Source organism: Euzebyella saccharophila, assembly GCF_014855495.1.
GTDB classification, from domain to species: domain Bacteria; phylum Bacteroidota; class Bacteroidia; order Flavobacteriales; family Flavobacteriaceae; genus Euzebyella; species Euzebyella saccharophila.
The window spans coordinates 29,486-55,245 of record NZ_JACYFJ010000002.1 but is presented as its reverse complement, the minus strand read 5'-3'; the positions used below and the strand labels follow the sequence as shown (position 1 = coordinate 55,245).

The 25,760-nt window shown below is 40.1% G+C and carries 20 protein-coding genes; 5 read left to right on the top strand and 15 right to left on the bottom strand.

Annotated elements, in window-relative coordinates:
• The first annotated feature begins 10 nt into the window (after window positions 1–10).
• Both IL355_RS06625 and leuB read left to right on the top strand, forming a co-directional pair.
• Window positions 11–1,522 carry an alpha-isopropylmalate synthase regulatory domain-containing protein gene (locus IL355_RS06625; protein ID WP_192461400.1) on the top strand — a complete coding sequence of 504 codons (1,512 nt, stop codon included), beginning with the start codon at window positions 11–13 and terminating at the stop codon, window positions 1,520–1,522.
• A gap of 58 nt (window positions 1,523–1,580) precedes the next feature.
• A complete protein-coding gene (leuB, locus tag IL355_RS06620) occupies window positions 1,581–2,636 on the top strand; it encodes a 3-isopropylmalate dehydrogenase (protein WP_192461399.1) in 1,056 nt (351 codons plus the stop codon).
• 74 nt (window positions 2,637–2,710) lie between these two features.
• Here the strand turns inward: leuB and IL355_RS06615 are convergent, their stop codons facing one another.
• The 12 genes from IL355_RS06615 to pxpA all read right to left on the bottom strand — a co-directional run bounded on the left by IL355_RS06615 (window position 2,711) and on the right by pxpA (window position 17,025).
• The gene (locus tag IL355_RS06615; RefSeq protein WP_192461398.1) at window positions 2,711–3,913 is read right to left on the bottom strand and encodes an MFS transporter; all 1,203 of its coding nucleotides are present in this window, start codon (window positions 3,911–3,913) and stop codon (window positions 2,711–2,713) included.
• A gap of 309 nt (window positions 3,914–4,222) precedes the next feature.
• Entirely contained in the window at window positions 4,223–5,803 is a 1,581-nt protein-coding gene (locus IL355_RS06610) for an NADP-dependent glyceraldehyde-3-phosphate dehydrogenase (RefSeq protein WP_192461397.1), read from the bottom strand.
• Between the two features lie 118 nt (window positions 5,804–5,921).
• The gene (ilvA, locus tag IL355_RS06605; RefSeq protein ID WP_192461396.1) at window positions 5,922–7,172 is read right to left on the bottom strand and encodes a threonine ammonia-lyase IlvA; all 1,251 of its coding nucleotides are present in this window, start codon (window positions 7,170–7,172) and stop codon (window positions 5,922–5,924) included.
• Window positions 7,173–7,239: 67 nt separating this feature from the next.
• A complete protein-coding gene (gene ilvC, locus IL355_RS06600; protein WP_192461395.1) occupies window positions 7,240–8,715 on the bottom strand; it encodes a ketol-acid reductoisomerase in 1,476 nt (491 codons plus the stop codon).
• 106 nt (window positions 8,716–8,821) lie between these two features.
• Entirely contained in the window at window positions 8,822–9,352 is a 531-nt protein-coding gene (gene ilvN, locus IL355_RS06595) for an acetolactate synthase small subunit (protein ID WP_187457365.1), read from the bottom strand.
• Window positions 9,353–9,400: 48 nt separating this feature from the next.
• On the bottom strand, window positions 9,401–10,174 hold the full coding sequence (locus IL355_RS06590; RefSeq protein WP_192461394.1) for a class I SAM-dependent methyltransferase: 774 nt from the start codon (window positions 10,172–10,174) through the stop codon (window positions 9,401–9,403).
• A 7-nt stretch (window positions 10,175–10,181) separates the two neighbouring features.
• On the bottom strand, window positions 10,182–10,760 hold the full coding sequence (locus IL355_RS06585) for an O-methyltransferase (RefSeq protein WP_192461393.1): 579 nt from the start codon (window positions 10,758–10,760) through the stop codon (window positions 10,182–10,184).
• A gap of 29 nt (window positions 10,761–10,789) precedes the next feature.
• Window positions 10,790–12,523, bottom strand: a complete 1,734-nt coding sequence (gene ilvB / locus IL355_RS06580; RefSeq protein ID WP_187457368.1) for a biosynthetic-type acetolactate synthase large subunit — start codon at window positions 12,521–12,523, stop codon at window positions 10,790–10,792.
• An 87-nt stretch (window positions 12,524–12,610) separates the two neighbouring features.
• Entirely contained in the window at window positions 12,611–14,293 is a 1,683-nt protein-coding gene (gene ilvD / locus IL355_RS06575) for a dihydroxy-acid dehydratase (RefSeq protein WP_192461392.1), read from the bottom strand.
• Window positions 14,294–14,714: 421 nt separating this feature from the next.
• Window positions 14,715–15,557, bottom strand: coding sequence for a 5-oxoprolinase subunit C family protein (locus tag IL355_RS06570; RefSeq protein WP_192461391.1), 843 nt, complete (start codon window positions 15,555–15,557; stop codon window positions 14,715–14,717).
• Window positions 15,550–16,287: a 5-oxoprolinase subunit PxpB gene (gene pxpB, locus IL355_RS06565; RefSeq protein ID WP_192461390.1), complete on the bottom strand. Its 738-nt coding sequence runs from the start codon at window positions 16,285–16,287 to the stop codon at window positions 15,550–15,552. Before pxpB ends, IL355_RS06570 begins: the two co-directional genes overlap by 8 nt.
• Window positions 16,288–17,025 (bottom strand): 5-oxoprolinase subunit PxpA, encoded by a 738-nt coding sequence (gene pxpA, locus IL355_RS06560; RefSeq protein WP_192461389.1) that lies wholly within the window; start codon window positions 17,023–17,025, stop codon window positions 16,288–16,290.
• 282 nt (window positions 17,026–17,307) lie between these two features.
• Here pxpA and IL355_RS06555 point away from each other — a divergent pair, with 282 nt between their 5' ends.
• Together IL355_RS06555 and IL355_RS06550 are read left to right on the top strand one after the other, a co-directional pair.
• Window positions 17,308–17,754, top strand: a complete 447-nt coding sequence (locus IL355_RS06555; RefSeq protein ID WP_192461388.1) for a hypothetical protein — start codon at window positions 17,308–17,310, stop codon at window positions 17,752–17,754.
• A gap of 12 nt (window positions 17,755–17,766) precedes the next feature.
• Window positions 17,767–18,330 carry a hypothetical protein gene (locus IL355_RS06550; protein WP_192461387.1) on the top strand — a complete coding sequence of 188 codons (564 nt, stop codon included), beginning with the start codon at window positions 17,767–17,769 and terminating at the stop codon, window positions 18,328–18,330.
• A gap of 6 nt (window positions 18,331–18,336) precedes the next feature.
• On the opposite strand, the gene IL355_RS06545 is transcribed toward IL355_RS06550, so the two are convergent.
• On the bottom strand, window positions 18,337–19,425 hold the full coding sequence (locus tag IL355_RS06545) for a M12 family metallopeptidase (RefSeq protein ID WP_192461386.1): 1,089 nt from the start codon (window positions 19,423–19,425) through the stop codon (window positions 18,337–18,339).
• Between the two features lie 547 nt (window positions 19,426–19,972).
• Here IL355_RS06545 and IL355_RS06540 point away from each other — a divergent pair.
• A complete protein-coding gene (locus IL355_RS06540; RefSeq protein WP_192461385.1) occupies window positions 19,973–21,058 on the top strand; it encodes a Gfo/Idh/MocA family oxidoreductase in 1,086 nt (361 codons plus the stop codon).
• A 627-nt stretch (window positions 21,059–21,685) separates the two neighbouring features.
• Here IL355_RS06540 and IL355_RS06535 read toward each other — a convergent pair.
• Together IL355_RS06535 and IL355_RS06530 are read right to left on the bottom strand one after the other, a co-directional pair.
• Window positions 21,686–23,221 carry a YifB family Mg chelatase-like AAA ATPase gene (locus tag IL355_RS06535; protein WP_192461384.1) on the bottom strand — a complete coding sequence of 512 codons (1,536 nt, stop codon included), beginning with the start codon at window positions 23,219–23,221 and terminating at the stop codon, window positions 21,686–21,688.
• Window positions 23,222–23,254: 33 nt separating this feature from the next.
• Window positions 23,255–25,636, bottom strand: coding sequence for a penicillin acylase family protein (locus IL355_RS06530; RefSeq protein WP_192461383.1), 2,382 nt, complete (start codon window positions 25,634–25,636; stop codon window positions 23,255–23,257).
• Window positions 25,637–25,760: the final 124 nt, after the last annotated feature.

Sequence of the window (25,760 nt, the reverse complement as noted above, 5' to 3'; positions counted from 1 at the left end):
CTAGGTGAAAATGAAAAGACACTTGGAAATAATGGACACCACCCTCCGTGATGGGGAACAAACAAGTGGTGTCTCATTTACTTCTTCTGAAAAGCTAACGCTTGCCAAACTTTTACTGGAAGAGTTAAAAGTAGACCGTATTGAAGTGGCTTCGGCCAGGGTATCTGAAGGTGAACTAGATGCTGTAAAACAGATTACCCAATGGGCCGGTGAGCAACAGTTTTTAGAAAAAGTGGAAGTGCTCACTTTTGTAGACGGCGGAGTTTCATTGGATTGGATGCAAAAAGCAGGGGCAATTACCCAAAATCTGCTCACCAAAGGTTCTATGAACCACTTAAAATATCAGCTTAAAAAAACGCCCAAAGAGCATTTTAAAGATATAGCCGATATTTTTACCCAAGCGACCGAACGCGGTTTTGTAACCAATATTTATTTAGAAGATTGGAGCAATGGTATGCGCAACTCCAAGGGTTATGTAATGGAATTTCTTGAATTCCTTACCACGCAGCCCGTAAAAAGGGTTTTGTTGCCAGATACCTTGGGCATATTGACCCACACGGAAACCAAGGAATTCCTTTCTGAGATTATTGAAAAATTCCCGCAATTACATATCGATTTTCACGGTCATAACGACTACGATTTAGGTGTTGCCAATATTATGGAAGCCGTAAAAGCAGGTTGCCATGGCTTACACCTTACCGTCAACGGAATGGGAGAACGAGCTGGAAACGCACCCATGGCGAGCGCCATTGCCGTAATTAATGATTTTCTTCCTGAGGTTAGCATACAAGTAAACGAGAAAGCCTTATACAGGGTTAGTAAGTTGGTTTCTGCCTTTACCGGGGTGGGCATCCCCGCCAATAAACCTATTGTTGGAGAAAATGTATTCACACAAACTGCTGGTATTCATGCTGATGGTGACAGTAAAAAGAACCTCTACTTTAGTGATTTAATGCCTGAGCGTTTTGGCAGAAAACGCAAATACGCCCTAGGTAAAATGTCCGGAAAGGCAAATATTCAAAAGAATTTGCAAGAACTGGGCCTTACATTAAACGATGAGGAACTAAAAAAGGTAACGGCAAGAATCATTGAATTAGGTGATAAAAAAGAAAAGGTCACCAAGGAAGATCTGCCCTATATAATTTCCGATGTACTGGATACGGACTATCAACAAAAGGTCTTTGTAAAATCGTATGTGCTTACCCATTCCAAAGGCCTTCGCCCCTCCACTACCCTATCGGTAGAAATCAATGGAAAATCATTTGAAGAAAATGCATCTGGAGATGGGCAGTATGATGCTTTTATGAATGCCTTGCGGAAAATTTATAGCACCCAAAAAATGGAACTGCCCAAATTGGTAGATTATTCAGTAAGAATACCTCCCGGTAGTAATTCCGATGCCCTTTGTGAAACCATCATCACGTGGAACGCCAATGGGAAGGAATTTACATCCCGAGGTCTGGATTCCGATCAAACGGTATCTGCCATTAAGGCCACTGAAAAAATGTTGAATATAATTTAATTAAACACTTCGCCCCACTTGCAAGAAGCGAATGGCGCGCGGCATAAAGCTAAAATAGATGAAGCTAAATATTGCTCTTTTGGCCGGAGACGGAATAGGCCCAGAAGTTATTGATCAAGCCGTAAAGGTAAGTGATGCCATTGCAAAAAAATACAACCATGAAATCAGTTGGAAGCCTGCCTTGACCGGTGCAGCGGCCATTGATAAAGTTGGTGAGCCCTACCCTGATGATACGCACGAAATCTGTGCTACCTCCGATGCCGTCCTTTTCGGGGCTATTGGGCATCCTCGTTTTGATAACGACCCATCAGCAAAAGTTCGTCCTGAGCAAGGTTTATTAAAAATGCGTCAGAAATTAGGCCTTTTTGCCAATGTGAGACCCACATTTACTTTTCCATCCTTGATTGACAAGTCCCCTTTAAAAAGGGAAAGAATCGAAGGTACCGATTTAATTATTCTACGTGAATTGACAGGTGGCGTCTATTTTGGAAAACGCGGTAGAGAAGATGACGGTAACACCGCTTATGATACCATGACCTATACACGTTCGGAAATTCAGCGCTTGGCTAAAAAAGGGTTTGAAATGGCCATGACCAGAGGTAAAAAACTTTGTTGTGTTGATAAGGCAAACGTATTGGAATCTTCCCGTTTGTGGAGGGAAACGGTACAAGCCATGGAAAAAGACTACCCTGAAGTAGAAGTTTCCTATGAGTTTGTAGACGCGGTTGCCATGCGTTTGGTACAATGGCCCAAGGCCTATGATGTAATTATTACTGAAAATCTTTTTGGTGATATTTTAACGGATGAAGCTTCCGTTATTTCAGGATCTATGGGACTAATGCCTTCGGCCTCAGTAGGAAGTGAAGTTTCCTTATACGAACCCATTCATGGGTCCTATCCGCAAGCGGCCGGTAAAGATATCGCGAACCCATTGGCAACGGTACTTTCAGCAGCCATGATGTTTGAAGATTTAGGGCTTCAGCAAGAAGCAGATGATATTAGAAGAGTGGTGAACAAATCCCTTTCTGAAGGGGTGGTAACCGAAGACTTGTCCGAAGGTGGAAAATCTTATAAAACAAGTGAGGTTGGCAATTGGCTGGCAGAAAATATCTAATGCATTGTATAATCATTAATAAAAAAGACCGGCTTTTGCCGGTCTTTTTAGTTTGCGTTAATAATCTTTATTTCCTAATTCCCAAAGGCCATTTTTTTAAGGCTATAGCCTGCTTTGTGCCTCCTGTAAAGGATAATTCCAACAGCTATCATTACCCCTAATCCAGCTAAAACAGAACCTACGATCCCTGCATAAACTACGCTTAAGCCAAAGGTCATTGGTAATCCTGCCAAATAGGCCCCAGAGGCATTCCCCATGTTAAAGGCACTTTGGTTCATTGAGGAGCCTAACATTTCGTTTCCTTTTGACGTATTAATAATAGCCATCTGAATAGGCGTCGACACCGTAAAGGCAGCCATACCAACCAAAAAGGTCATTACCAATACCACGTAAGGGTTAAAGGCCAAGACGGAATTGATCAGCAAAAGAATTACCATCAGAGATAAACTTATGGCTACTGCCCTCAAAGGAGAAAATAGTTCCGCCATTTTGGCTCCGATAAAATTTCCGAACACCATTCCGAGACCGGCCAAAATCATGGCATAACCTACCATATGTTCGCCCCATCCGGCAACATCGGTAATTAACGGGGCTATGTAGCTATACCACGCGAAAAATCCGCCAGTACCAATAGTCGTTAGAGCAATCAAAGCCCATAACTCACCATTCTTGAGTCCTTTATTCTCTTTTGAATAAGGTTGCGGCTTTTGGGGTTCAAACTTCGGCATCCATAATAAAATACTGCTGACCGCCATCAGACCAACGATACCAACCATGTAGAAAGAAATACTCCAATCGTAGTGGTGACCTATATAGGTGCCTGCCGGTACACCGATGACGTTCGCAATGGTCAACCCGCTAAACATAACGGCTATAGCCCTTGCCGCCTTACCTTCACGAGCCAATTTTCCGGCTACAACAGCGCCTATACCGAAAAAGGCACCATGTGGCAACCCTGACAAGAATCGCATTATCAATAAGGTCGTATAATTAGGTGCCAAACCTGATAAGGTATTGAACAAGGTAAACCACCCCATTAACATTAACAGTATGATTCGCGAATTCATTTTGGTACTAAAACGCGATAATAGGGGCGCTCCGACCACAACTCCCAAGGCATAAGCCGCTATAAAATGACCAGCCTCCGGAATGGTAATATTCAATCCTTTGGCAACATCAGGGAGAATCCCCATGATTACAAATTCCGTAAGTCCAATTCCAAAGCCGCCCACTGCTAATGCAAATAAGGCTTTACTGTTATTTATTTTTGTATCCATAATATTCCAAATTGTAGGTTCAACTTTAATTCCATCTCATCCATCAATTGAATCAACGGCATCTTTGTCTAATTTGTTGGTACAAAATTACAGTGCATGGTTGGAATACGGATTTACGCATTTATCCAATATATATGCTATATTATCCCACTATACTTCAAAAATTAAAATACAACGTTAATATTTAACACAAACCTAACATCAACCTCCTCTTTTAATACATTTCACATTTATCTGATTATTACGGACCAAAGCATAAAAAAAGCCTTTGTTCCTCAACAAAGGCTTTTCAGTTTTCTAGCAATGTACTTAAAGAATATAATCCGTACTTACAAAATTTGACAGCTTGGCTTCCAACAACTGCTGAATAGTCTCATTGTTCAACTCGTTGTCCTTAAAGGCTACAAAGGTTCTTATTGAAAAAGAACGCAAGGCATCGTGAACACTTAAGGTTGCTTGTGCGGAATCTTTTCTTCCCGTAAACGGATACACGTCCGGTCCTCTCTGACAAGAACTGTTCAGGTTTACTCTACAAACTAAATTTACCAAAGTATCAATTAGCGGCGAAAGCGTATACACATCTTTCCCGAACAGACTTACTTGCTGCCCGTAATTGCTTTCCGCCATATCGTTCAATGGCTCTTCAATATCTGAGAAGGAAACCACGGGAATTATGGGACCAAATTGTTCTTCTTGGTATACCCTCATTTCTTTGTTTACGGGATACAGCACTGCTGGCCATATGTAGTTATCAAAGTGTTGTCCCCCTTTTTTATTCTTGACCTTAGCACCTTTTTCCAAAGCATCATCGATCAGTTCTTGTATGTAGGCCGGCTTACCAGGTTCCGGAAGCGGAGTCAATTTCACCCCATCATCCCACGGATTACCGAACTTTAAGGAATCTACTCGTTTAGTAAAACGCTTCATAAATTCATCTCGCACCTGCTCGTGTACGTATATGACTTTTAATGCCGTACATCGTTGACCGTTAAAAGAAAGGGTTCCTGCAATACATTCGTCAATCGTTAAATCTAAATCGGCATCAGGAAGTATAATCGCCGGGTTTTTAGCCTCAAGGCCCAACACCAGTCGCAAGCGGTTGCTTTTTGGGTGTTGCTCTTGCAAAGCATTGGCCGACTTACTATTACCGATCAAAGCCAACACATCTACCTTACCAGTTTGCATAATGGGTGCCGCTACGGCCCTGCCCCTACCGAATAAGATATTGACTACACCTTTTGGAAAACAGCTTTGAAAGGCTTCCAGAAGTGGTGTAATTAAAAGAACCCCGTGTTTTGCTGGTTTAAAAATGGTGGTATTCCCCATTATAATAGCCGGAATAAGCAAAGCAAAAGTTTCATTCAACGGATAGTTATAAGGTCCCAAACAAAGAACAACCCCTAGCGGACCTCTTTTGATATGGGCATATACGCCATCGTGTTTTTGAAATTTGGCCGAATTTCGGTCCAGTTCTTTGTACTCCTCAATAGTATCATAAATATACTCTACGGTACGATCAAACTCTTTTTGCGAATCAGGAAGCGATTTACCAATCTCCCACATTAACAGTTTTACAACTTCATTACGTTTGGTTTCCATTTTGCGCACAAAATTCTCCATGCACTCAATTCTATCCTTTACGTGCATGGTAGGCCATACCCCTTGCCCTTTGCCATAAGCTGCTAAAGCGCCATCCAAAGCGGCCATTGCTTCAGGTTCGCCCATATCCGGGATACTTCCTAACAAAGTTGGTTTGTACGCTTCTGTGGATGAAATACTCGAAAAAACCTCCGTGGTATTTCCGCTCCAAGCTTTCAATTCTCCGTTAACCAAATATTTCTTCTGCTCAATGAGTTCCGTAATCTGAAACTCTTCAGGTATACTTTTCATTTTCGTCCAATAAATTGAATTGTCAAATTCGTTATCTAACGAAAATACGGAATAAAAACCTCAGAAATATTACGAAATGGTTGTGGTTTTCATTAAATCACAATCCGGTATCATAATTTTATATAAGATACTGAAAGAGGTCGGGCTTATCGTTCAAATAATCACCGAAAAAATTATTGTCCTTCATTCTTTTAATCAATGGCTGAAGGTCTTCGGGACTCTTTAATTCTATGCCCACAATGGCCGGCGCATTTTCCCTACTTGATTTTTTGGAATATTCAAAATGGGTAATATCATCCGTAGGGCCCAAAATTTCTGCCACAAATTGTTTTAAAGCACCTGGTCTTTGCGGAAAACGTACGATAAAATAATGCTTTAAACGGGCATATAACAGGGCTCGCTCCTTAATTTCCGCAGTTCGGGTAATATCGTTGTTGCTGCCGCTGAGTATGCAGACCACATTTTTCCCCTTAATCTCCTGGGCGTAAGCATCCAAAGCAGCAATCGTTAAAGCTCCTGCTGGTTCCACTACAATGGCATCACGGTTGTAAAGGTCTAAAATTGTTTGGCATACTTTACCTTCGGCCACCAATGACATGTTATAGAGGTTTTCTTTGCATATCTCAAAGGTGAGGTCTCCCACTTTTTGTACTGCCGCCCCATCAATAAACTTATCAATTTGCTCCAGCTCGGTATTCTTATTATTGTCGATGGATGTTTTCATCGAAGGTGCTCCTTCTGGCTCTACACCAATAATCTTTGTTCCTGGAGACAATGTTTTAAAAACTCCCAAGAGTCCTGATGCCAAACCTCCTCCGCCAATGGCCACAAAAATATAATCAATGGGTTTTTGAAATTGTTGAAGTAATTCCAGTCCTACGGTCCCCTGCCCTTCAATGACTTTAGGGTCATCAAAAGGATGAATAAAGGTCTTATTGTTCTGGTTGCAAAACTGCATGGCACTTTTAAAGGAATCATCAAAAGTATCTCCCTCCAAAACCACATCTACCCATTCCCCACCGAACATTTGGGTCTGTTCAATCTTCTGTTTGGGGGTTACGGAAGGCATATAGACCGTACCTTTGATGCCTAAATGGTTACAGGCAAAGGCCACACCTTGTGCATGGTTGCCGGCACTGGCACAAACAATTCCGTTTTCCCTTTCCTCTGACGTTAAGGAGCTAATCTTGTTAAAGGCACCCCTAATTTTATACGAGCGTACCTGATGCAAGTCTTCCCTTTTCAATAAAATATTAGCTTCGTAACTATCGGATAGCCGATTGCTTTTAGTCAATGGAGTTACTGAAGCTACCTGACTAATGGTTTCGGAAGCACTCCTTATGGCTGCTATGGAAGGAAAATAACTCATACAAAAAACCCTGTTCATTACGAACTACCAAAGGTAGAATAAATAAGGAACAGGGTCTGAAAATATATTATACAATAGGCTTCATGTCCGTCATAGAAGCACGTAATCTGGCTCCTACAACTTCAACAGGGTGCTCGCGTAAAGCTTTGTTCACAGCAATCAACTTGGCATTATCAACACCATTACCTTCGCCTTCACCAAACTTTTTACCAACTACGTCAACATCAATTTTCTTCATAAAATCGGCCAAAAGGGGCTTACACGCGTGATCGAACAAATAACAACCGTACTCTGCCGTATCTGAAATTACTCGATTCATTTCGAACAACTTCTTTCTGGCAATGGTATTGGCAATTAACGGAGTTTCATGAAGTGACTCATAATAAGCGGACTCGCCGATAATACCTGATTCGGTCATACTCTCGTAGGCCAATTCAACCCCTGCACGAACCATAGCTACCATAAGAACACCATTGTCATAGAATTCCTGTTCCGAAATTACTACGTCCCCCGCTGGAGTTTTTTCAAAAGCGGTCTCGCCGGTTTCGGCCCTCCATGACAAAAGGTTTTTATCATCATTGGCCCAATCTTCCATCATTGTTTTGGAAAAATGACCGGTCATGATGTCGTCCATATGTTTTTGGAACAAAGGACGCATGATATCTTTTAACTCTTCCGAAAGTTCAAAAGCCTTAATTTTTGCAGGATTGGATAGACGGTCCATCATATTGGTGATACCACCGTACTTCATTCCTTCGGTGATGGTTTCCCAACCGTATTGAATCAATTTGGAGGCGTAACCGGCATCTACCCCTTTTTCGATCATTTTATCAAAACAAAGGATGCTTCCTGTTTGAAGAAGACCACAAAGAATGGTCTGCTCCCCCATAAGGTCAGACTTTACTTCGGCAACAAAAGAAGATTCCAAAACGCCCGCTCTATGTCCGCCAGTGGCCACGGCATACGCTTTGGCCTGCTCTAAACCTTTGTCCTGAGGATCGTTATCAGGGTGAACTGCGATCAAAGTTGGAACACCAAAACCTCTCTTATATTCTTCCCGAACCTCGGAACCAGGACATTTAGGAGCCACCATGATAACCGTAAGGTCTTCACGAATCTGCATGCCTTCTTCCACTATATTAAAACCGTGCGAATAAGAAAGGGTAGCACCTTCTTTCATTAAAGGCATTACTGCATTGATAACGCTCGTATGTTGCTTGTCTGGTGTAAGATTGATTACCAAATCTGCGCTAGGCACCAATTCTTCATAAGTACCCACATTAAAACCGTTCTCAGAGGCGTTGATAAATGATTGACGCTTTTCTTTAATAGCACCTTCACGAAGGGTATATGAAATATCCAATCCGGAATCTCTCATGTTCAATCCTTGGTTCAAACCTTGGGCACCACATCCTACGATGACTATTTTTTTACCTTTCAATGCCGATACACCATCGGAAAATTCAGAAGACTCCATGAATCTACATTTACCCAATTGGGTAAGTTGATCTCTAAGCGATAGTGTATTAAAATAATTTGCCATAGTTACTTTTTCTTTTCATCCTGCCCCGCAGGAAAATGTTCAATTATTGGTTTTAATCTTTCGACGAGCGAAAATATAGATATTAATAGATTACTTACTCTTTTTATTAAGCCTCTTCATAAAATTCTTCAAGAAGTGCGGAAATTTGCATTTCTGACTTGGTCACAGAAATACGCCCCGAACGAACAAACTGCATAATACCAAAAGGCTTTAATTGTTCATGCATTTCATCAATTTCATTTCTTCTTCCTGATTTTGCAATCACAAAAAATTCACGTGCCACCGTTACTATTTGTGAGTTGTTCTCTTTGATGATATTTTGAATTTGACGCTCATCAAACAAAAGATTGGAGGCAATTTTAAACAGGGCCGATTCTTGGTAAATGGTCTCATCATCCGTGTGATAGAACGCTTTGATTACCTCAATCTGCTTTTCTACCTGACCTACAATATTACGTACCCATTTTTCAGTAGTGTGTACTACAATTGTAAATTTTGAAACACCATCAATCTCTGACTTAGAGACATTTAAACTCTCTATATTGATATGACGCTTTAAGAATATTCCTGATATTCTATTTAAAAGTCCCACGTTGTTTTCGGAATAAACCGAAATGGTAAACCATTGTTTCTTCATCCTTATCTAAAATTCACATACTTCCATTTATGGCGGAAGAGTCCGTTATCAATTCTTTTGGGCCACTACCCTAATTCTTTTATAATCTGCAAACCATTTTCCCTTTCTAAAAAGAGCCGGTTTCACTTTTTGTTCTACTTCTGCAATAATTGATTTTACCTTTTCCGCTTCCACACCCTCAAAAAATGGTAGGGCGAACATATTTATCCAGTCTTGTAAACCCGTTTCTACATCAACCAATTCAGTAGGTCTTTCATACCATTGCGCATAGGTCACTTGAAAGCCCGCTTTTTCCAACACCCAAGAATATTCACTCACCGAAGGAAAATACCATAATTGTCTTTGGGCCTGTTCTATAAAATCATTCATGAATAGACTTTCCTTTAGGGCAGAAATAATCGTTTCAATATTACCTTGACCACCAAACTCAGCAACCAACCTGCCACCTTGCTTCAAATTATGGAACATACAACCTACAGCATTTTCATAATCCGTTATCCAATGAAGGGCGGCATTACTGAATATGGCATCGAATTTTTCCTCGGTTTTAAAAGTGGCCGCATCCCCCACTTGAAAATTTAAATTGGGATACGAGCTTTCTGCCTTTTCAATCATTTCCGGGGAATTGTCCACTCCCAGTACATCACACCCAAATCCAGCAATTTCGTTTGTTAATTGACCTGCTCCACAACCTAAATCCAATATACGCTCATTGGCCTGTGGTCTCAACAACTCTATAAGCCCTTTCCCGTAATCGTATACGAAAGCATGCTTATCATTATAAAGACCAGCGTTCCATGTATGATTTAACTGTTGCGTCATATCCTTCTCATTTTTTGGAGGCAATAATCAATCCGGTTGACCAATTCATTTTGGTCAAAACCAAATCTTCACGTTTTTCAAGCTCCGCAACCAAGGCTTTAGCCTTTTTATTATGACCTTCGGGCCAATTGGGCTGCTCATCCATATCATCGATAATATAGAAGCCGCCTACTTTTAACAAAGCCAAAGTTTCATCCAGAAGGTCATACTTTCCTGGCCACGCATCGGCAAAAATTAAATCAAATTCTTTCCCCCTATATCCTCTAATCCATTCCGCACCATCCGTACACTGCAAAACAACCCGTTTATCATCCTTTAAAAAGGGCTTTACGACATTTACTAGCTCTTGGTCATTATCTACGCTAATGAGACTTGAGTTGGCATCCATACCATCCAACATCCAAGAAAGACTTAAACCCATACCCGTACCTAATTCCAAAAACATTCCTCCAGGCTTTGACGCCACCAAGGTTTTTAGCAAGGTGCCTATCAAAATATCAGAAGGCATTGAAAATCCGAGTGCTTCGGACTTCTGCAATAGTTTCTGATAGGTTTTCGGTTCATTATGGATAATGGAATCGACCATGATGGTATTGAAGGAACTATATATACCTTTTATTTTAAACGGATATCTGAAACCGAGGCTCCGGTAGGAATCATCGGGAATACGTTATCCTCTTTTTCAACTTTAACCTCCAAGAAATAGGGTTTGTCAGAAGCAATCATTTCTTGAACAGCTGCTTCTAAATCCTCCCGTTTGCTAACTCTTTTGGCTTCAATGTGATAGCCTTCCGCAATTTTTACAAAATCTGGATTTGTCATCACCGTAGAGGCATATCTTCTATCAAAAAACAATTCTTGCCATTGCCTAACCATCCCCAAGTGATCATTGTTCAGAACAACAATTTTTACTGGTAAATTCAATTGGTAAATAACACCCAATTCTTGAATGGTCATTTGGTAGCCTCCATCTCCAATAACGGCCACCACTTCCCTATCCATAGCACCCATTTTGGCACCAATAGCTGCTGGAAGTGCGAAGCCCATAGTTCCCAAACCTCCGGAGGTAATGTTACTTTTTGATTTTTTAAACTTGGCATAGCGACAACCGATCATCTGGTGCTGACCCACATCAGTTACCAAGACGGCTTCATTATTGGCCGCATTATTAATTTCCTTGATGACCTCGCCCATGGTCAAACCCTCCTTAGTGGGATAAATATCTTTTTCAATTACCTCACCATACTCGATAGCATAGCGCTTTTTGAACTCGTTATGCCACTCTTCGTGGCTATTTTCTTTAATAAGAGGCAACATTAGGCCCAACGTTTCTTTGGAATTCCCCAATACGGCAACATCGGCGTATACATTCTTATTTACCTCAGCCTTATCGATTTCAAAATGGATAACTTTAGCCTGTTTCGCATAGGTTTCCAAGTTTCCGGTAACACGGTCATCAAAACGCATACCTATGGCAATCAACAAATCGCATTCATTGGTAAGAATGTTTGGACCATAATTTCCGTGCATTCCCACCATACCAACATTTAACGGATGATCGGTGTCGATGGCCGAAGCCCCCATAATAGTCCATGCCGCAGGTATTCCCGCTTTTTCGACCAATGCTTTCAACTCTTCCTCCGCTTGACCAAGAATAACACCCTGACCCCAAACAATCATAGGCTTTTTAGCCTGGTTGATTAAATCCGCCGCAGCTTCAATTGCCTTGATATCCGGCTTAGGTACGGGGGTATAACTACGTACGGCAGTACATTTCTCATAACTGAACTCAAACTCATCAAATTGAGCATTCTTGGTAATATCTACCAATACCGGACCAGGGCGACCTGATTTAGCAATATAAAACGCCTTGGCCATTATTTCCGGAATTTCTTCCGCTCTGGTAATCTGGTAATTCCATTTGGTAACTGGGGTAGAAATACCGATTATATCAGTCTCTTGAAAGGCATCCGAACCCAAAAGCGAACGGGTTACCTGACCTGTAATACATACCATTGGGGTAGAATCGATCATGGCATCTGCCAATCCTGTAACCAAGTTGGTAGCTCCTGGACCAGAAGTAGCCATGGCCACACCTACCCTACCGGAAACTCGTGCATAACCTTGAGCTGCATGAGTTGCTCCTTGTTCATGACGTGTTAGCACGTGGTGCAATTTGTCTTGAAATTTATAAAGTTCATCATATACGGGCATAATTGCACCGCCTGGATAACCATAAAGAGTGTCCACACCCTCTGCCAACAAACAATGTATAATAGCTTCCGCTCCTGTAATTTTCAATTTGGCCTTGTTTTTGGTTTCCTCTGTTTTCATTTTAACTGCTTCCATCTGTGCGTTTAAGTTCCAGTCATTCGCAAGCAATTTTGCGATTAGGACTATTTAAACAATAAGAAATCTAAATTTCCGCTCTAATTACTAAAATTCATCGGTAACACAACCTTGGGAGGCCGATGAAACCGTTTTTGCATATTTGTATAGTACCCCACGCTCAAATTTAAGCTTGGGCTCTTGCCATTTGGCTCTTCTTTTTTCTAATTCCTCATCGGTAATATCAATATCAATTGTATTGTTTACAGCGTCAATAGTAATGATATCCCCGTTCTCTACCAAGGCTATATTACCTCCCACCTGCGCTTCCGGTGCTACGTGCCCCACTACAAAACCATGGGAACCACCTGAAAACCTTCCGTCCGTAATCAAGGCTACATCTTTTCCAAGACCTGCCCCCATAATGGAAGAAGTTGGTTTTAACATTTCTGGCATACCGGGACCTCCCTTAGGCCCTTCATAGCGAATGATAACAACATCGCCCTTTTTTACCTTTCCACTCTTAATACCTACGTTCACCTCAGCTTCGCTGTCAAAAACGTTTGCCGGACCTTGAAAGGACAATCCTTCTTTTCCGGTAATTTTTGCAACCGCACCTTCCGTAGCCAAGTTTCCAAACAATATTCTAATATGACCCGATTCTTTGATAGGTTTCTCTACTGTTCTGATGATATCTTGACCTTCATCCAATTCTGGGGCTTCAGCTAAATTTTCGGCCAACGTCTTTCCGGTAACCGTGAGACAATCACCATGAAGCATGCCCAACTTCAACATATATTTTAAAACACCGGGCACACCACCCACCCCATGAAGATCTTCCATGGAATATCTACCACTTGGCTTTAAATCTGCCAATAAAGGTGTAGAATCACTTATTCTTCTAAAATCTTCTAGGGTAAATTCAACCTTTGCCGCCTTGGCAATTGCCAAAAAGTGCAGTACCGCATTGGTAGAACCTCCAAGTATGGTCACCAATCGAATGGCATTTTCCAAAGATTTTTTGGTTACAATGTCCGAAGGCTTAATATCTTTCTCCAGTAAATTCCTTAAAGCTTCACCCGCCTTTACACATTCTTTCTCCTTTAAATTGCCACCGCTTACCGCTGGATTGGAAGAATTGAACGGTAAAGACATCCCCAACGCCTCTATAGCCGAAGCCATGGTATTGGCCGTATACATACCGCCACAAGCACCTGCACCAGGACAAGCCTTATGAATCACTTCTTTGTACTCCTCCTCATCAATAGTTCCGGCCACTTTTTGACCGAAAGCTTCAAACGCAGAAATAATATCCAACTTTTTTCCATTATGGCAGCCTGAGGCAATGGTACCACCATACACCAAAATAGAAGGTCTGTTCAATCTCAATTGAGCCATGAGTGCTCCCGGCATGTTCTTATCACAACCCACAACCGTTACAAGCCCATCATATCCCATAGCTTCCATTACGGTTTCCATGGAGTCTGCGATCAAATCCCTGGAGGGAAGTGAAAAACGCATTCCCGGCGTACCGTTGGATATACCGTCACTTACCCCAATTGTATTAAAAATAAGACCGACCAAATCGGCATTTTCAGTACCTTTTTTAACATGCGTGGCCAAATCGTTCAAGTGCATATTACAAGGATTTCCCTCGTAACCTGTACTGGCGATACCGATTAAAGGTTTTTTCAAATCTTCATCCGTTAGACCAATGGCATGAAGCATGGCTTGTGCGGCTGGCAAAGAAGGGTCTTGGGTTACGCTATGACTGTATTTTTTCAAATCCATTTATGAAAATAATGTTGCTAGGTTTAAATTGGTTTATGTACTACTATTTCAAAAGTATTTAATTCTTTATTCCTTAATTTTTTCTAAGAAATCGCTTTCTAAAGTCAATGAAGGAATAATTTTTATAAATATATGATTATAAGTTTTTTAGGTTAATATTTTTATCATATTCAATAGTTAAATAATTGTTCTTCAATGCCATTTTTTGTCCTGTTTTTATCGAATTGGCCAAACAAAAAAGCCTGTATCAATTTTAATTTTGATACAGGCTTCTTGAAATCCACAGCAATCTGTATCACTCCCTTATGGGAACGACCAAAATATCTAGGACTTCAATACTTTTGTATTTCATACGAACAATATTACTGAAATTAGCTGAAACAAGGCTTATCTTTTAGAGGGAAATGACTAAAAAATCAATCTATCTAAGTAGTTTGAACTTCACCTTGTCTCCAAACTTTTTTTGCGTAATGATGTTTATGGCATCATCAGACAATTGCAGTATTCTAGGGTACCCTCCTGTGGTCTGACCGTCTTTCATCAAGACAATTAACTTTCCTGCGGGTGTAAATTGAACCGTACCAGGCAGCGTAGCGGATGTTAGCATTGAAATTTCATGCCCAGGAATCATCTCTTCTAATTGGTATGCCATTCTATTGTTCTCATTGGAAATGGTAAAACCCTTTGCGAACAGGTACTCCAATTGTTTGTCCGATAGCATTTCATATTCAGGACCGGGCGTAACGCCCAATTGTGTTTGATCAAAAGTGGAATTCACCTTCATTTCCATAATCTTTGGCTGAAAACCGGTGTCCTCCGAATAGGGAATGATATCACCGTCCGATACATGATTCTTTTTTGTTATGCCCTTAAAATAGGATCGACTTCCTAAAACAACCGGGGTTTCAAATCCGTTTCTAACAGCCAGATAGGCCCTAAAACCATTTTGCAATTTTCCATAGGTAAGGATATCGCCTTTGGCCACTTTCACCAAAGTATAGTTGACAATTGGCTGTTCATTTAGTTTAGCAGAAATTTCAGCTCCTCCCAAGCAGATGTAAGTAGGCGCCTCAAATTTCAATTTTGGTCCTGTCATTGTTATTTCAATAACAGCCGCATTTTTAGGGTTGCCCAATAAATTATTGACCTTTACAGCTGAAAATTGATCCATATATCCGGCCACCGGCACTCCTTTGTTCAAATAACCGTACCGACCCTTATCTTGAACAGTGGTAAACAGTCCCGCCTTTAACACTTTAAGCATGCCACACCTCCTTTTCCAGCTTATAAATGCCTACTTCCTCCTCTATTTTATACAAATCATGCTCCGCCTTCTCGATTTCATAAAATTGCACCTTGTCCCCTACCTTAATAAAACACGGCTCTTCTTTTTTTACGTTGAACATATTAATGGGGCAATTACCTATGATATTCCATCCACCTGGAGATAGTTGCGGGTAAATTCCCGTCTGCTTACCAGCCAAACCCACTGATCCCTTTTCCACTTTGGCCCTAGGCTGAGACCTTCTGGGTATTTCAAGTTGGGTGGGTAGACCGCCCAAATACATAAAACCAGGCAAAAAACCGATTCCATATAAGGTATAATTCTGAGAAGTATGTTGTTGAATGATTTCCTTTGGCGTCAAATTTAATTTTTCGCTTACCAAATCTAGGTCTATTCCAAATTCCCTATGATAACAAACAGGAAGTTTCCATACTATTCTTTGTTGTGGCTGTACTTCCCAAACGTCTGCATACCACTCGATCAACATGGCCTTAAATTTTTTGAAATCTATGGGAGCATCCCTGTAAATTAAGGTTACGGAATTATACGCCGGGACCATTTCCCAATTATCTTCTTTGAGTTTTACTTCCTTTAAATAATTTGTAAAGTGAAGAATATTTTCCAAAATGGCTTCTTCTACCCGGTTAGGCCATTCTATTAAAATGGCATGTGGCCCGTAGGACCTTATTGAAATAGAGTACAGATTCACTTAATTGGGGGTATTATGGTTCGGTATCATTTGCCTAATATACGATACAATTTCTAATGCGCTTTTGGTATCTCCATGCACACAGAACGTATCCGCTTTCAACTTTTGTTTAGTGCCTTCTACCGTAACCACTGTTTTATTTTTAGCAATTTGCAAAACATGGTCCAATACTTTTTCCGGCTCCAGTATTAATGAATTTTTGTGTTTCCTACTCACCAAAGACAAGTCATCATTGTAATTCCTATCTGCAAAAGCCTCATATTTTATTTTAAAACCTTGTTCCAATGCCATATTGGCCACTACCGAATTGTAAGGAACATATAAAAAAGTAGAGTCTCTATATTCTGTAATGCCTGCGAGATATACGGCAGCAATCGTTGGATCCTTGGCCATATCATTATATAGAGCCCCATGGGCCTTTATATGATGCAATTTAATACCCTTTGTTCCTAGTACCGTTTCCAAATTCTTTAGCTGATGTAATATGGAACTCTGTAAGTTTTTGGGGGATAATTTCATACTTACCCTCCCAAAATTATCTTTATCAGGGTACGATGGGTGGGCCCCAATTTTCAAGTTGTTCTTCAAGGCGAGCTCCACTGATTTTGTCATAGTTGACAAACTGCCCGCATGACCTCCACAGGCAATACTACAGGAATTTATAAAGGGAAATATCCTTTTTTCATCGGCAATTCCTTCCCCCGCATCACAATTTATCTCAACCTGAATGTTATTCATAAATTTTACCTACAGTGCGATTCGACCATGAAAACTACGAAATAAATAGAAGACGGAAGTAAATGTCTTGAAATTTTAAATTACCAGCAAAATACAGGAGTACCAGATGATTTTCACAACAGTTTTAACATTTTTTAATGCCGTTTATCTAAAAAAATGCAGTTCATCTAAAAACAGGGTGCGGTACATCGATACTGCATACTATTAAAAAAAATCTACGGTTATTATTATCCCAAATCGAACTAAGTGGGTTTATTCCCCCCAAAATAAATTAGCCTATTTATGACTTGTTTAGAATGCAGTAAACAACTAGACCCTTCCGAAGAAAAAGCTTCTATGGAAGTATTAGGTGTACAACTCTGCCACGCACACAAAAAGAGAATGGCGAGACTTATGGAAAGCCATGGCACCCCCAAAGAAGCGGTTCAACTGTATTACGGATTAAAAGAAGCCGGTGTTACGGCCATGTTGGAGTGGTGGGATGGTACCAAATCAATAGACATAGCCATTTCCCGAGTAAAGCTCAATATTGAAATTGACACCGAGTACCATATGCTTACCCATGAACAGGCTATTAACGATCTAGAGGAAGCAATGCACTCCTTTAGAAATGGCTTTACTACCATTAGAATACCACATGTACTTATCAAATATTACTTAAAAGAAACCGTTAACAATATCCTTGGGATTATGGAAGGGCTACGTGTGCACATCAAAGCTATCAACTAAAAATCCTCTGTCATGCCTAAAAAAGATAAAATACTTAAAATTCCCCTTAGAATTTCATTAACGATCATTTTGTTGGGTATGCTCCTTAAGGTTCTGTTATGGCCCTATGCAAAGGAGATTGTATTGTTTGGGTTTGCCAATACAGGTATCTTATATGTATTCCGACATTTTAATAAGCCCCAAAGAAAATTTATAGACACCGTAAAACTAGTGCTAGTTTTAAGTTGGACGATAAATGGAATTGTAAGGGTGCTAGATTTTCAGCATACCTTATTCCTTCAAATTATTGTGGGCATTGCATTTATGACCTGGTTTGTAATGGAAGGAACGGCCTATTTTTTAGATGAGGATAAAAAAGCAAAAAACCAGAAACTACAAGTTATCTGGAATTTTGCCATTGTCATTGGGGCATTGGCCATCATTGCCGGGAGCTTATTGAATGTATTGAATTGGCCTTACGCTATACCTCTTCTGGTTTTGGGAATAGCCCTGATTGCCGGATACATTCTAAAAGACCTGTTTATTAAGGATAAAATCCAAAATAAAGACGGAAGTAACGAAGAGTTTCAATTGTAGAAAACTCTAATACACCATCACACAGGTATCGCCCGCACTGGTTTTATAGTATAAACGAATATTAATTAGGTATTTTTTTCCTTTTATCAATTTTTGGGTGATTACAGAATTTCTGTCTTCCCCGCTATCGTCATCCCCTGCTATATACACACTTTCATTTTCCATAACCTCAGAAAGTACCATTACCGTATCCATAGCGCCAAAAGTACGAATGGTAAAATTTCGCGTTTCATCCGGAGTAAACTCTAAATTTATCTGCCCTCCGGCAGCAAGTGAAATAATCTCAGAATGAAAAGCTTTTAATTCTAAGAAAGTCCTACGGTCCAATTTAGGATAAAACTGTTTGACCCAGGCTATATCCCTATCCGATAGGCCGTCTTCCGGTGATAGTCCTTCCTGAAATTCCTCTGGAGACAAAATCATATTTGGGCCGAACGGATAATGCATGATGGAGTTGGGGTCCCAACTGGAACCTTGTACCTCATCCGGAGCAATTTTTCTAATGATGTTATGAAAAGTTTTGTCTCGTGACCAAAAATTAGGAGGTCCAGCCAATGAATTATAAACCGCCTCTTCATCCCATACTATTCCTGCCTTTGGGTTTTGGTGCTCGTGCGGAAACCCCATAGCATGTCCTATTTCATGAAGAATGGTATCTTCTTCCGAAACAATATCCCATCCAAAATTCATGGTTCTTTGTTCTTTTGGAATATCCCAACAATCCCTACCTACATAAGACCATGAACCTTCACCTTTTGCAAATCCTATACGAATGATGGAATCTAAAATATCCTCGGTCTCTTCAAACTCAAGACCTATTTGGAGTGATTTCCATTTTGCAAAAGCATTTCTAACCGCTTGTTTTTCTTCATCCGTGCCTCTCCAAAATACCTTGGTCTGATTGCCTGTATTGTCAGTCAACGTAGTAAAAAAATTATCTCTTTCAAAAAAGGCGTACTTCAAGACAGTGCCATTAACCCATTTCTTTGCCATAATTAAAATAGCTTCCATTCTCATAGGCCCCACGGGCACGGCAAATTCTCTTTCGGGCATTTTTGGAAGATTGCAATACCTATTTTTCACTTGATCATTCATACGTTTAATTTTTTTCCAATTCCGGTATATGAAGTTACCATTAGATTTAATTAGTAAGAATAAAAATTGTACGCTACGTAAGAATTTATGTATAAACTACGGTAAGCAGTGCTATTTAACACTTCATCAAGCTTAAAAAAATTCAGTTTACAAACATAAGTAAGTGGTTAATTTTCAGAATCATAAAATTAAATAAGGTCTAAGAGTGCAAATCACTGAAACAGCATATCAATTATACACCTTCAACGAAATAAAAGACCTTTGCACGATTTTTTGTAAAGCCCCTCCTCTTTAAGACGTTATACTAAAAAGAAGCCGTTATGAAGGAAAATACAACCCCTAACGATTACATAGTTTATATTCTTTGTGCCGCCTGTTTTGTTTGGTCTATTTACATCATTTTTTTTAAGACAGTCCCCTAAGCATCATCTACAAAGGCTTCTCAATTAATGTATTAAAAGTGATAAGCCTCTTATTATATTGTTGGTTTATTAAATTTCTTGTTGTAATTTCTTCCCTTCATTAAACAGAACTTTAAACTATACAAATGAAAAATAGACGCTCTTTTTTAAAAGCAACAGGACTCGTCGCTGCCTCTACGGCATTTGCACCCAGCACCCTATGGTCCGCCACCCATCCACAAAACAAGAAATTAGGTGTTGCCCTTGTAGGTCTGGGTTACTATAGTACAGATTTACTTGGACCTGCACTTCAAATGACCCAGCATTGTGAATTAAGGGGAATAGTCACGGGAAGTCCTGAAAAAATTCCTGTTTGGCAAGAGAAATATGGCATAAAGGACACAAATATATACAACTATGACAATTTTGATCAAATTGCAAATAACAAGGACATAGATGTTGTCTACGTAGTATTACCTCCTTCCATGCACGCAGAATATACCATAAGGGCCGCCAAAGCGGGTAAACATGTATGGTGTGAAAAACCCATGGCCCCAACGGTTGCTGAATGTGAATCTATGATAAAGGCCTGTAAAGACAACAATGTTAAACTGGCCATTGGTTATAGATGTCAGCATGACCCCAATATCCAAGCCTATATGAAAGCTGCCAAGGAAAAAACTTTTGGGAAAGTTAAGATGATTACCTCTGCAGCGGGCTATTTTGATGGAAGGACCGATCATTGGAAGCAAAACAAAGCGTTAGGTGGAGGAGTTATGGGAGACATGGGCGTTTATGCCTTACAAGGGGCCCGATTGGCTACCGGTGAAGAGCCTATATCCGTATTGGCACAAACATTTACGACCCGACCCGAAATCTACCATGAAGTGGAAGAGACGGCTATGTTTCAGTTAGAGTTCCCAAGTGGAGCAAGAGCTTCTTGCCATACAAGCTTTGGAATCAACATGAATTACCTAAATATTAATTATGAAAAAGGGTGGATTAGAATGAAGCCTCACTCTTCTTACAATGGCAACAATGGAGAGATGTCCAACGGAACGATTATTAATTTCCCCATAGAGAATCAACAAGCAACGCAAATGGATGATGATGCGCTTTCCCTTATCAACGGGACCGATTTATTAGTTCCGGGTGAAGAAGGATTAAGGGATATACGGGTAGTAGAAGCAGTTTATAAATCGGCCAAAAATAATGAATTGATAAAAATATAAACGCAAATATCTGAATTTCAGTTTTTTATATTAATATTTTTGTAAAACCCCAATATATTTAGGATTATTCCCTCAAAATAATGGGGTTTTTCTATGTGTCACAATAAAAGTTAGTAGGTAAATTCGTTACTGAAAATGAGACATTAGACATGAAATTTAAAGACAAACTTACCTACATCTACGTGGCATTTAATATTGTGTTTATTATTGCGATGACTGTTTTTCTAATTTACAGTTATCCTTTTTAAAGTAGTTATGGCAGTCGTATTTCGGTAAATACAATTGCACCTGGTGTAGGGTGATACCGTAGTTAGGAAATACCACTGTTTTACACTTAGTCTTTTAATCATGACCGCGGCCTTATGGGCTGCGGTTTTTTTGTTATCGAAACTTTATGATGCATTTCATCGAAAAAAAATGTATTTTATCTAGATATTTAAACTAACACCTTATATTTGGGACACATCTAAAACCCGAACTAAGATGAAAGTTATCCTTCAGGCACTACGAAGATTAGAAGAAGAACGCCAGTTGTTCATTAGAATCATGAAAGATATTGAACGTTAATACTAGCGTAATAAAAAATTTAGAACCCACTTTGTCAAAAAAGTGGGTTTTTTATTGGGTCTACCCCAACCAGCCCTCCCTATCCAAGCTCCTATATTGAATGGCCTCTGCTATATGACTGCCAATAACAACCTCGGAATTATCCAAGTCCGCTATAGTTCTAGCCACCTTCAATATTCTGTCGTACGCCCTTGCGGAAAGATTGAGTCGCTCCATGGCGTTTTTCAGTAATTCCTTTGAAGGCTCATCCAATTTGCAGTACTCCCTAATTTGCTTGGTATTCATTTGGGCATTGTAATGAACATTTTCAAGCTCTTGAAATCTTAGGGTCTGTAGCTCCCGTGCTGCTGTTACCCTTTTTCTAATATCCACACTGCTCTCCCCTTTTCTATCCTCGGATAATTTTTCAAAGGGTACAGGGGTTACTTCAATATGTATATCGATACGGTCCAGCAGAGGCCCTGAAATTTTGCTTAAATACCGTTGCATTTCTGCCGGTGAAGAAGTAACCGGAGCATCAGGGTCATTAAAATAGCCACCCGGACTGGGATTCATACTTGCCACCAGCATAAAACTACTGGGGTAGGTAACCGTAAACCTAGCCCTTGATATTGTTACTTCCCTATCTTCCATAGGTTGGCGCATCACCTCCAAAACCCTACGTTCAAATTCCGGAAGTTCATCCAAGAACAAAACTCCATTGTGCGATAAGGAAATTTCTCCCGGTTGTGGATAACTACCGCCACCTACTAATGCAGCACTACTTATGGTGTGATGGGGACTTCTAAAAGGTCTTTGGCTCATCAATCCCAAATTTTTCAGTTTACCTACCACACTATGGATTTTTGTAGTCTCCAAGGCCTCATGCAAGGTCATAGGTGGTAAGATTGAAGGCAGCCGTTTGGCCAGCATGGTCTTTCCCGCACCGGGAGGTCCTATTAAAATGATGTTATGCCCACCTGCAGCGGCAATTTCCATGCACCGTTTTATACTTTCCTGACCCTTCACATCCGCAAAATCAAACTCCGGGAAGTCCAGATTTTTATAAAACTCCTCCCTAGTATCCACAATAGTCTGTTCCAAAGGCTCTCCTTTGTCAAAAAAATTAATGACTTCCGAAATATTCTCCACCCCGTAAACCTTCACATCTGATACAATGGCGGCCTCCTTAGCGTTCTCCCTTGGCAAAATAAAACCTTCAAAGCCCTCTTCCCTAGCTTTTATAGCGATTGGCAAAGCCCCTTTTATGGGATGAAGACTTCCGTCTAAGGAAAGCTCCCCCATGATAATATATTTTTCTATATGCTCGCATTTGATCTGTCCGGAAGCTGCCAAAATTCCCATGGCCAATGTAAGGTCATAGGAAGACCCCTCTTTTCGCAAATCTGCGGGCGCTAGATTAAGCGTTATTTTCTTTCCCGGTATTCTATAGCCGTTATTTAGTAAAGCGGCAGCAATACGGTAGTTACTTTCCTTGATTGCATTATCGGGCAGCCCCACCAAATGGTAGCCAACGCCCGTATCTACATTTACTTCACAGGTAATAGTTGTGGCTTCCACTCCAAACACAGCGCTCCCATAAACTTTTATAAGCATATTAATTTATTTAAACGGTTGGATTTCGAAATTTTACTCAGGTTTTAGAACCAAGACGGACTTGGATGTTGTTTCAATTTCCTCTTTGTTCATCATCATTTTTCTAAATTCTCCGTTGATATACATTTCAGCCTGATCCTTATAGTGTTCGCTTAACGGGTTTCCGGATTGTCCCGTAGGCAATATACTTTTACTATTTTCAATATCGGAAAAATCGATAATCCTTCTAGTTGAAGGTCCGGAGCTTATCTTATAATTTTCCTCATCGGTATACGGGAAGAATAAATTATTAATAACCTCCCTAGAACCTTTTACGGCAAAGGGCCCCACGTTGAAATAACTTCGTAAAGCCTCTACCTGACCAATTGGGTGACCATGTTCAAGCAGATGAAATTTATCCCAGGTCCATTCCTCTATATTTTCACCGTGTGTTTCTACTAAATCTCGGTACGACTGTTCAAAAGCAGTGTTTATTAATTGGCCGGCAGTTTCCTTTTCTTCCGTCTCAATATTATCCCACCAAACCGATTTAGGATTTGAAAAAAGCGGCGCTATACTTCTTTTAATTAAATGAGTGGACATCAATCCATCAAAAGAGTCTTGACCCAATTCATCTAAAAAAATTGCCTTAAGCAGATTATATGTCCACCGATGGTATAAAATGGCATTGGTACTATTTAAATCATAGGTTCCATCCCACTCCTTAAGCTGATTAATCGCCTTTTGTTGTTTTTCTGACAAATTAGAAATCTCTAAATTACCTAGCAAAGTCTCTAAAATCCCTTTATCAACCGGAGAGGTTACATCATTGATCATGGTCTGAACATTTTCTGCACTCCAGTCATTTTTGGCATCCAATAACTCTGTTATCCTACGCGCCCTGTCTTCTGGCAGGTAATACCCCGGATATAACATCCCGGCAATACTATCCGGTTGATTGTTGGCCGAATAGACATAACCGGCCGGTGGATTTTCCGATTGCGGATTTTGGTTAAAATCCAAATATTGTTTCTCATCATCCAAATAATTATCTCCCGTGTACACCATTTTAGTATTTACAGAATCCGGTATGTGATACAATTGAGCGCTGGCCCACCAGGCCACATTATCTTGTGCATCTCCATACATAATGTTCAATCCCGGAGCATGAATATCCTTAAGCCCGTCCCTAAAATCGTCTATGTTGTTTGAATGGGACAAACTGTACAGAGCGTCCATAATCTTGTTCTCCCCTTGCGTATATACCCACCACATTGAAATGGACTCATTTCCCTTTATCTGATCGGCAATACCATTTAAAATGGGACCACGTTTAGTTACCTTATATGAAAAATCGATGGTCGCCGAGTCCTTGACCTTTATGCTTTTTTTCACTCTTTTAAATGACTGCCAAGAGCCCTTGTACAGGTATTTGGTGCTGTCCGTTGGATGGATTTTCTCTTTATAAAAATCGACATCATCATTTTCAAACATGGTCATACCATAAGCCAAATTTCTATCGTGACCCAAAAGAGGAAAGGGTAGCCCGGCGATATGGTATCCATATTTTTCATACTCCGGAGAAACCACATGAGCTTCATACCAAACTGAGGGTTGGGAAAATCCAATATGCGGATCATTCGCAAAAATAACTTTACCGTTTTTAGTTTTTTTAGGCCCCAAAACCCAGCTATTACTTCCTTCAAAAAGGGGAATACTGAGTTTTTTCAAGGATTTAAAAACTTTGGCTGTCATGTTATCCGATGCAATATCGTAAGATTGATGCGGGTTATTTTGTAACCAAACCGTAGAAGTATCACTATGGACAGCTAAATCCTTTAAATATTCAGGCCCTAAGCGATTATTGATTTCTGACAATAAAGGATCCGTCTTGTGAGCCATGGCAAAACTAAAGGCCATATACCCCATGATATTATATACATCCTTAATTTCAAAAGGGCGTTTCTCAATTCCAGTAAGGTAAAACTCAATAGGTGTAGGCCCTTTATCCAAAAACTGGTTGATGCCATCCAAATAGGCCTGGGTTAGTTGCACCCCAATATTTTGAGAGTTTAATTGGGAAACTACCTCTTTGGAGGCGTCGTCAATTCCCAATGCGAGAAAAAATTTATCCGTTCCTATCAAATCTTTACCAAATAGTTCCGACAGACCACCGCTACCAATTCTACGCAATAATTCCATTTGCCAAAGTCGGTCTTGGGCATGTACATAACCTAAGGCCTTAAAAGCATCTTTTTCGTTAGCTCCATATATATGCGGAATTCCATAGGAATCATAATGCACGGTAACCTCCTGCGAAAGCCCTGACAGGTTTTGGTTACCACTATAGTTAGGCTTAAGGCTATAGCCGAAAATCAAAAAAGCAAACAACAAGAAAATTATCAGGCCTAAGAAAATCCAAATAAATTTTTTCAAGGGAAAGAGTTTAAACTTACTTGGTTGAAGTTACTCTTTAAGTGGAAATAATAAAAATACCTTACAACTTTTGTTTTCTACCCATTCAAAAAAAAGAATGCTCAACAACCCTATTTGTTCAGCT

Bases quoted from the DNA above. Each gene is read 5' to 3' on its own strand.
- IL355_RS06625 (WP_192461400.1), top strand. From the start codon at position 11: ATGAAAAGACACTTGGAAATAATGGACACCACCCTCCGTGATGGGGAA.
- leuB (WP_192461399.1), top strand. From the start codon at position 1,581: ATGAAGCTAAATATTGCTCTTTTGGCCGGAGACGGAATAGGCCCAGAA.
- IL355_RS06615 (WP_192461398.1), bottom strand. From the start codon at position 3,913: ATGGATACAAAAATAAATAACAGTAAAGCCTTATTTGCATTAGCAGTG.
- IL355_RS06610 (WP_192461397.1), bottom strand. From the start codon at position 5,803: ATGAAAAGTATACCTGAAGAGTTTCAGATTACGGAACTCATTGAGCAG.
- ilvA (WP_192461396.1), bottom strand. From the start codon at position 7,172: ATGAGTTATTTTCCTTCCATAGCAGCCATAAGGAGTGCTTCCGAAACC.
- ilvC (WP_192461395.1), bottom strand. From the start codon at position 8,715: ATGGCAAATTATTTTAATACACTATCGCTTAGAGATCAACTTACCCAA.
- ilvN (WP_187457365.1), bottom strand. From the start codon at position 9,352: ATGAAGAAACAATGGTTTACCATTTCGGTTTATTCCGAAAACAACGTG.
- IL355_RS06590 (WP_192461394.1), bottom strand. From the start codon at position 10,174: ATGACGCAACAGTTAAATCATACATGGAACGCTGGTCTTTATAATGAT.
- IL355_RS06585 (WP_192461393.1), bottom strand. From the start codon at position 10,760: ATGGTCGATTCCATTATCCATAATGAACCGAAAACCTATCAGAAACTA.
- ilvB (WP_187457368.1), bottom strand. From the start codon at position 12,523: ATGGAAGCAGTTAAAATGAAAACAGAGGAAACCAAAAACAAGGCCAAA.
- ilvD (WP_192461392.1), bottom strand. From the start codon at position 14,293: ATGGATTTGAAAAAATACAGTCATAGCGTAACCCAAGACCCTTCTTTG.
- IL355_RS06570 (WP_192461391.1), bottom strand. From the start codon at position 15,557: ATGCTTAAAGTGTTAAAGGCGGGACTGTTTACCACTGTTCAAGATAAG.
- pxpA (WP_192461389.1), bottom strand. From the start codon at position 17,025: ATGAATAACATTCAGGTTGAGATAAATTGTGATGCGGGGGAAGGAATT.
- IL355_RS06555 (WP_192461388.1), top strand. From the start codon at position 17,308: ATGACTTGTTTAGAATGCAGTAAACAACTAGACCCTTCCGAAGAAAAA.
- IL355_RS06550 (WP_192461387.1), top strand. From the start codon at position 17,767: ATGCCTAAAAAAGATAAAATACTTAAAATTCCCCTTAGAATTTCATTA.
- IL355_RS06545 (WP_192461386.1), bottom strand. From the start codon at position 19,425: ATGAATGATCAAGTGAAAAATAGGTATTGCAATCTTCCAAAAATGCCC.
- IL355_RS06540 (WP_192461385.1), top strand. From the start codon at position 19,973: ATGAAAAATAGACGCTCTTTTTTAAAAGCAACAGGACTCGTCGCTGCC.
- IL355_RS06535 (WP_192461384.1), bottom strand. From the start codon at position 23,221: ATGCTTATAAAAGTTTATGGGAGCGCTGTGTTTGGAGTGGAAGCCACA.